Source organism: Nocardiopsis sp. NPDC055824 (assembly GCF_053616335.1).
The window spans coordinates 1-6151 of record NZ_JBSHDN010000290.1 but is presented as its reverse complement, the minus strand read 5'-3'; the positions used below and the strand labels follow the sequence as shown (position 1 = coordinate 6151).

6 protein-coding genes are annotated in these 6151 nt (G+C 72.2%); 4 read left to right on the top strand and 2 right to left on the bottom strand.

Annotated elements, in window-relative coordinates; translation table 11 throughout:
• A partial coding sequence (locus tag ACWGL3_RS30375) for an ATP-grasp domain-containing protein (RefSeq protein WP_355014745.1) occupies positions 1–821 on the bottom strand: 821 nt, incomplete at its 3' end.
• A 433-nt stretch (positions 822–1254) separates the two neighbouring features.
• Positions 1255–1665 carry a cobalamin B12-binding domain-containing protein gene (locus ACWGL3_RS30370; protein WP_267946591.1) on the bottom strand — a complete coding sequence of 137 codons (411 nt, stop codon included), beginning with the start codon at positions 1663–1665 and terminating at the stop codon, positions 1255–1257.
• 144 nt (positions 1666–1809) lie between these two features.
• Here ACWGL3_RS30370 and ACWGL3_RS30365 point away from each other — a divergent pair, with 144 nt between their 5' ends.
• The 4 genes from ACWGL3_RS30365 (at position 1810) to ACWGL3_RS30350 (ending at position 6004) form a co-directional block, all read left to right on the top strand.
• Positions 1810–2211 carry a hypothetical protein gene (locus ACWGL3_RS30365; protein WP_267946592.1) on the top strand — a complete coding sequence of 134 codons (402 nt, stop codon included), beginning with the start codon at positions 1810–1812 and terminating at the stop codon, positions 2209–2211.
• Positions 2212–2267: 56 nt separating this feature from the next.
• Positions 2268–3845: an AlkA N-terminal domain-containing protein gene (locus ACWGL3_RS30360; RefSeq protein WP_276567194.1), complete on the top strand. Its 1578-nt coding sequence runs from the start codon at positions 2268–2270 to the stop codon at positions 3843–3845.
• Positions 3846–4067: 222 nt separating this feature from the next.
• Positions 4068–4592: a methylated-DNA--[protein]-cysteine S-methyltransferase gene (locus tag ACWGL3_RS30355; protein ID WP_267950519.1), complete on the top strand. Its 525-nt coding sequence runs from the start codon at positions 4068–4070 to the stop codon at positions 4590–4592.
• Positions 4593–4939: 347 nt separating this feature from the next.
• A complete protein-coding gene (locus tag ACWGL3_RS30350; protein WP_344186119.1) occupies positions 4940–6004 on the top strand; it encodes a M23 family metallopeptidase in 1065 nt (354 codons plus the stop codon).
• The last annotated feature ends 147 nt before the right edge of the window (positions 6005–6151 follow it).

The following is a 6151-nucleotide window of genomic DNA, read 5'->3' as shown; positions in this document are numbered from 1 at the left end:
GCGTAGGCCACCACGTCCAGCGTGGACATGACCAGGCCCGCGCCGTTGCCGATGATCCCGACCTCGCCGTCGAGCTTGACGTAGTTCAGGCCCTTGGCCTTGGCGGCGACCTCGAGGGGGTCGCCCTCCTCGGCGAACGTGAGGCTCTCCAGGTCCTGGCGGAACTCGGCGTTCTCGTCCAGGGTGACCTTGCCGTCGAGGGCGACGACGCGACCGTCCTTGGTGAGGATGAGGGGGTTCACCTCGACGAGCGTGGCGTCCTTGCCCACGAACGCGTCCCACAGCTTGGTGATGATCTCGGCCGCGCCCTGGGCGGCGGCCTCGGGCAGGTTGCCCGCCTTCACGATCTCGGCCGCGACGTTCGCGGGGGCGCCGGTCAGGGGGTCGATGGAGATCTTGGCGACCGCGTCGGGGTTGGTGACGGCGACCTCCTCGATCTCCATGCCGCCCTCTTTGGAGCAGATCGACAGGAAATTGCGGTTCGCGCGGTCCAGCAGGAAGGAGAAGTAGTACTCCTCCGCGATGTCGGAGGCCTCCTCGACCAGGACACGGTGGACCGTGTGGCCCTTGATGTCCATGCCGAGGATCTGCTCGGCCTTGGCCTGGGCGTCCTCGGGGCCCTCGGCGACCTTCACGCCGCCGGCCTTGCCGCGACCACCGGTCTTGACCTGCGCCTTGACAACGACGCGGGGTTTGCCGGCAGCGGCGAACTCGTCAGCGATGGCACGTGCCTCAGCGGCCGTGCTCGCCACCTTCCCCTGGGGTACGGGAACCCCGTACTCTGCGAAGAGTTGCTTCGCCTGGTATTCGAACAGGTCCACGAGGGTCCGTCCTTGTAACTCGCTGGCTCAGGATGTCTACCGGGGTGGCCTCGTCCGGATCGGCTGTGACCTACTGGTACACGTCACACGCAGCAGGACCCCGAGGGGCCCCGCCGTTCACAGAGATCGAGATCGCCGCGGAGTCGCCACCCGCGACATGCGCAAAGCTTAGTCGCCTGAAATCCGGCCGCCGGACACCGGGGGCCGCTTCACCGCGTCGGTCCCGGCCCAAAAGCCGTCCATGCCGCACTGCGGAAGCGTCCGCGTGGGAAATTGTGTGACCAGCGACACCGCGAATAACACGACATGGGTGCATCGGCCGTACCATGGCCGCTTCGTCCCTGCGACCAACATCACGCCGCGGACCGCCGCACGGGACCGGGCGCGGACGACGCCCTCCGTCCCGGCGCTCCCCGCCGGCGCCGCCGGAGGATCAGGCCGCGTGCGCCGGGCGGACGTTCTCCCGGACCCAGTCGGCGATCTCCGAGGTGGGCGCCCCCGGGGTGAAGATCTTGGCGACCCCCAGGCGTTCGAGCTCCGCGATGTCCGCGTCGGGGATGATCCCGCCGCCGAACACACGGATGTCCTCGGCGTCGTTCTCCCTCAGCAGCTCCATCACCCGGGTGAACATGGTCATGTGGGCCCCCGAGAGCACGGACAGCCCGATGGCGTCGGCGTCCTCCTGGAGCGCCGCCGCGACGATCATCTCCGGCGTCTGGCGCAGACCGGTGTAGATGACCTCGACCCCGGCGTCGCGCAGGACGCGGGCGACGATCTTGACCCCCCGGTCGTGCCCGTCCAGTCCCGGCTTGGCGACGACGATCCTTGCCGCACCCTCGGCCATGGCTTACCCCTCACGACGTGTTCCCCGCAGCCCGGCCACTCCTTGTGGGAGTCCCACCGGGGCGGGGTGGAGACGATGAACTCGTGTGAAGCGTAACGCAGGTCACTCGCGGGTGGCGGGCACGGGGACGGGTATCTTCCGAGCATGGGAGACGATGCCACCGAATTCGACCGAACCAGCACAGAGGACCTGCGGGACCGCGCCGTCGAGCTGGCACGTCAGAGGTGGGACCTGCGCTTCTTCTGGCGGCTGCTCGGCCTCGTCCCGGCGGCGGAGGCCGCGGCCGGGAACGACCGGGCCAGCGAGGCGAGTGTCGCCCAGCTCTCCGGCTTCGTGTACGAGGCCCTCTCCGCCGAGACGGACCCCGGGGTCCAGGAGGCCCTGCGCCCCGTCTACGTCCAGTACCTCCTCGACCACGGGGAGGAGGCGGGCGACGCGGACCCCGGAACGGGGAACACCGGACCGGGCGGGGCCCCCGCGGACCCCGGGGGCGCCGCTCCGGGAGGGGCCCGGCCCGACGGGGCCGACGGCGACAGGCCTTCCTGACCCCTCGGGGTGCATGTCCGAAAACCGCCAGCACCCGCCCCGGTCCATGGGTGACCATGGACAGTGTGATGGACGACGACCAGCGCTACCGCGCAGTACACAGCAGGGACTCCCGCTTCGACGGGGTCTTCTACACGGCCGTGCGCACCACCGGGATCTACTGCCGTCCGAGCTGCCCCGCCGTCACCCCGAAGCGGGTCAACACCAGGTTCTTCCCCACCGCGGCGGCGGCCCAGGAATCCGGGTTCCGCGCCTGCAAGCGGTGCCGCCCCGACCTGACGCCGGGCTCACCGGAGTGGAACCTGCGGGCCGACGTGGTCGGCCGCGCGATGCGGCTCATCCAGGACGGCGCCGTGGACCGGGGCGGCGTGGGCGCGCTGGCCTCCGCCGTGGGGTACAGCGAACGCCAGCTCAACCGGCTGCTGTCCGCCGAGGTGGGCGCGGGGCCGCTGGCCCTGGCCCGCACCGAGCGCGCCCAGACCGCCCGGGTCCTGGTGGAGACCACGGACATGCCGATGGCGGACGTCGCGTTCGCGGCCGGGTTCGCGAGCGTGCGCCAGTTCAACGAGACGATGCAGGCGGTGTTCGACCGCTCCCCCACCGAGATGCGCTCGGTCGGACGCTCCCGGGCCCCCGGCTCCTCCGCACCGGGGACGATCACGCTGCGGCTGCCCTACCGGGAGCCGATCGACCTGGCCTCGATGCTGGGGTTCCTCGGCGACAGGGCCGTTCCCGGGATCGAGGAGTACCGGGAGGGCGTGTACAGGCGGACGCTCCCGCTCCCGCACGGAACCGGTGTCGTGGAGCTCTCGGCGGGTTCCGGGCCGGGACACGTGCTGTGCCGGCTGCGGCTGACCGAGACCCGCGACCTGGCCAGTGCGGTGCGCCGGTGCCGCAGACTGCTGGACCTGGACGCCGACCCGCGTGCGGTCGCCGAGGCCCTGGGCGGGGACCCCCTGCTCGGCCCGATCGTGTCGGCCCGTCCGGGCATGCGGTCGCCCGGGCACGTGGACCCGGCGGAGCTGGCCGTCCGTGCGGTGCTCGGCCAGCAGGTGTCGGTACGGGCCGCGCGCACGCTGGCGGGCCGGCTGGTGCAGAGGTTCGGAAAGCCCCTGGCGGAGGGGCTGGAGGTCCCGGGCGGCGGCCTGACGCACCTGTTCCCGTCCCCGGACGTGCTGGCCGGGGCCGACCCGACGGGTTTCTCCATCCCCGTGGCGCGCGGAACCGCCCTGGTGGGACTGAGCGGGGCCGTCGCCTCGGGCCGTGTCGACCTGGGGCCGGGCTGCGACCGGGAGGAGGCCGAGCGGCGCCTGGTCGAGCTGCGCGGCATCGGTCCGTGGACGGCTGGCTACGTGCGGATGCGCGGTCTGGGCGACCCCGACGTGTTCCTGCACGGCGACCTGGGCGTCCGGTCGGCGCTGGAGGCCGGAAGGGCGTGGACCTCCCCGGCGGCGGCCGCCCGGAACGCACGGGGGTGGAGCCCGTGGCGCTCGTACGCCACCCACCTGCTGTGGGCGTCGCTGGGCGACGCCGCCCGGGCGCGGGAGGCGGGAGCGGTTCCGGACGGCGCGTCTGCGGACGGCCCGTCCGGGGCGGTCGGCGGGGTCGCGGGCCGCACCGGTTCCGCGGCGTGAGCCGGAAGCGGTGCGGGACGACCGCGGGCGGGCCCGGACCGGCGGGGAAGCGGTGGCCGCCGCCCGGTTGTTGGAACCACGGGGCCCTCGGGGTCCGGTGGCCGTCGGCAAGGGAAGACGGACGTGAGGACGAGAGGGAACGGTATGAGCATCACACGGGCACCGGGTGCCGCGGCACCCGGACAGGAGTCACTCTTCGCGGATGTCGAACCGGTCGCCCCCATGCGGGCGCCGACCGCGGAGTTCCGGGCCCCGCTGGACGGGCCGACCCGGTACACCACCATGGACTCGCCGGTGGGGCTGCTGACCCTCGTCGGCGACGGTGAGGCGCTGGGCGCGCTGTTCACGCTCGCGAAGGACGGCAGTTCCCTGAGTGTCCCGGCGGAGTGGATCGCCGACCCGGCGCCGTTCGCCGAGGCGGTCCGGCAGCTGGACGCGTACTTCGCGGGGGAGCTCCGGGAGTTCGACCTGCCGCTGGCCCCCTCCGGGACCGAGTGGCAGCGCAAGGTGTGGGCCGGGCTGACGACCATCCCGTACGGGGAGACCGCGAGTTACGGCCAACTCGCCGAGGAACTGGGGCGGCCGACCGCCTCCCGCGCCGTGGGCATGGCCAACGGTCGCAACCCGATCAGCATCATCGTCCCCTGCCACCGGGTCATCGGGGCCGACGGGACCCTCACCGGGTACGCGGGCGGTCTGGAGCGCAAGGAGTTCCTGCTCGGGCTGGAGGCGGGGCGTGCCGCCTAGCGGCCCTCCCCGCCCCCACGCGGAACGGCCCCGGGAACGGGGCCGTTCCGCGTTTTCCACAGGAGGGAGACCGGTCTGGCCCCGCCCTCCGGAACAGGGTTGACTGGAAATCGGGGAGCTCCCCGGGGCAGGACGCTTCGCCCTGCCCCCGTTCCGTTCCGCGCCCCTCCCCCCGCAGTGTGCGCCCACCGCCGGCCTCCCGGCGGGCTTCCGGGACGGCGTCCCTTCCCCTTCCACCCCTTGCAGGCGGGTATTCGTGTGGTTACCCTGCGGTAGCAATGTGGTCGAGACCCCATGACCGCAGAGCACCGTGTCGACCCCCCGTCCGCTCACCCCAAGGAGAAGCGTTGACACCCCCCACCTCCCCCGCCTTTCGCGTGCGCCTTTCCCGGACCCGGTTCCTGGGCGCGGCCACCCTCTCCCTGACCGCCGCGGCCGCCCTGGTCGTCTCCGCCGGTGCGGCCCAGGCCCAGCCGGCGCCCGTGGACACCGCTCTCGCGACCGCTCCCAACGTGGAGGTCACCGCGGACGGCGCCGCCGAGTCCCTGCCCGGCGCAGCACCCGGAACGGCGGCCGAGGACGTGCTCGCCGACGCGGTCGTCGCCGACGTCCTGGAGGCCCGGGGCACCGGGCTCTCCGCCCTCGACGCCCGGGACCGCGACGTCCGGATCGACATCCGGGAGGCCTCGGACGGCTCCGCCTTCGGTGTCGCCATCGTGACCGCGCCCATGGGCTCGGAGGAGAGCCCCTACGCCTGGCTGTTCGCCGCCGACCACGAGGGCTCGGAGTGGACCGTCGGACTGGAGGGCACGGAGGAGTTCTCGGAGATCCTCTCGGCATCGACCCTGCTGGCCGAGGAGGAGCGGGAGGCCGTCGCCGCGTCCACGAACCCGGACGAGGTCTCCGCCTCCACCTACATCGGGGTGGGGCTGCCGTTCTCCATCGGCTCCTCGATGGTCATGACCGGCGGACCGCACGGCTTCAGCTCCGGCCACCCGTACAGCTCGGTGGACTTCGCCGGCGGCAACGGCCAGGCCCGTGCGGCCCGGGGCGGCTACGCCTACAGCCTCTGCACCGGCTGGACCCGGGTGATCCACGACAACGGCTACTCCACGGACTACTACCACCTGGAGGACTACCAGTGGCTGCCCGGTAACAACGTCGGCGTCGGCCACTACCTCGGAAGGCAGGGCAACAGCCTCTGCGCCGGCGGCTCGACGACCGGCGCCCACATCCACTTCGCGCTGAGGGGCTACACCGACCCCAACGCGGCGGGCTGGTACGTCCCCCTCCACGGCAGGACCCTGGGCGGCTGGACCTTCTACGAGGGCGCCGCCTACGGCGGATACGTCTACCGGAGCGGCGTGGGCACGGTCTACCCCGGCGGCTCGGTGTACAACTACGGCTTCTAGAAACACCGGGTTCTAGAAACACTCTTTTCACAAACGCACAAACATGCGCACGAAAAAGGAGGGGGCCGCCCACAAGGCAACCCCCTCCCCAACAAAAAACCGTGGCAGCGACCTACTCTCCCACCCCACCACAGGGCAGTACCATCA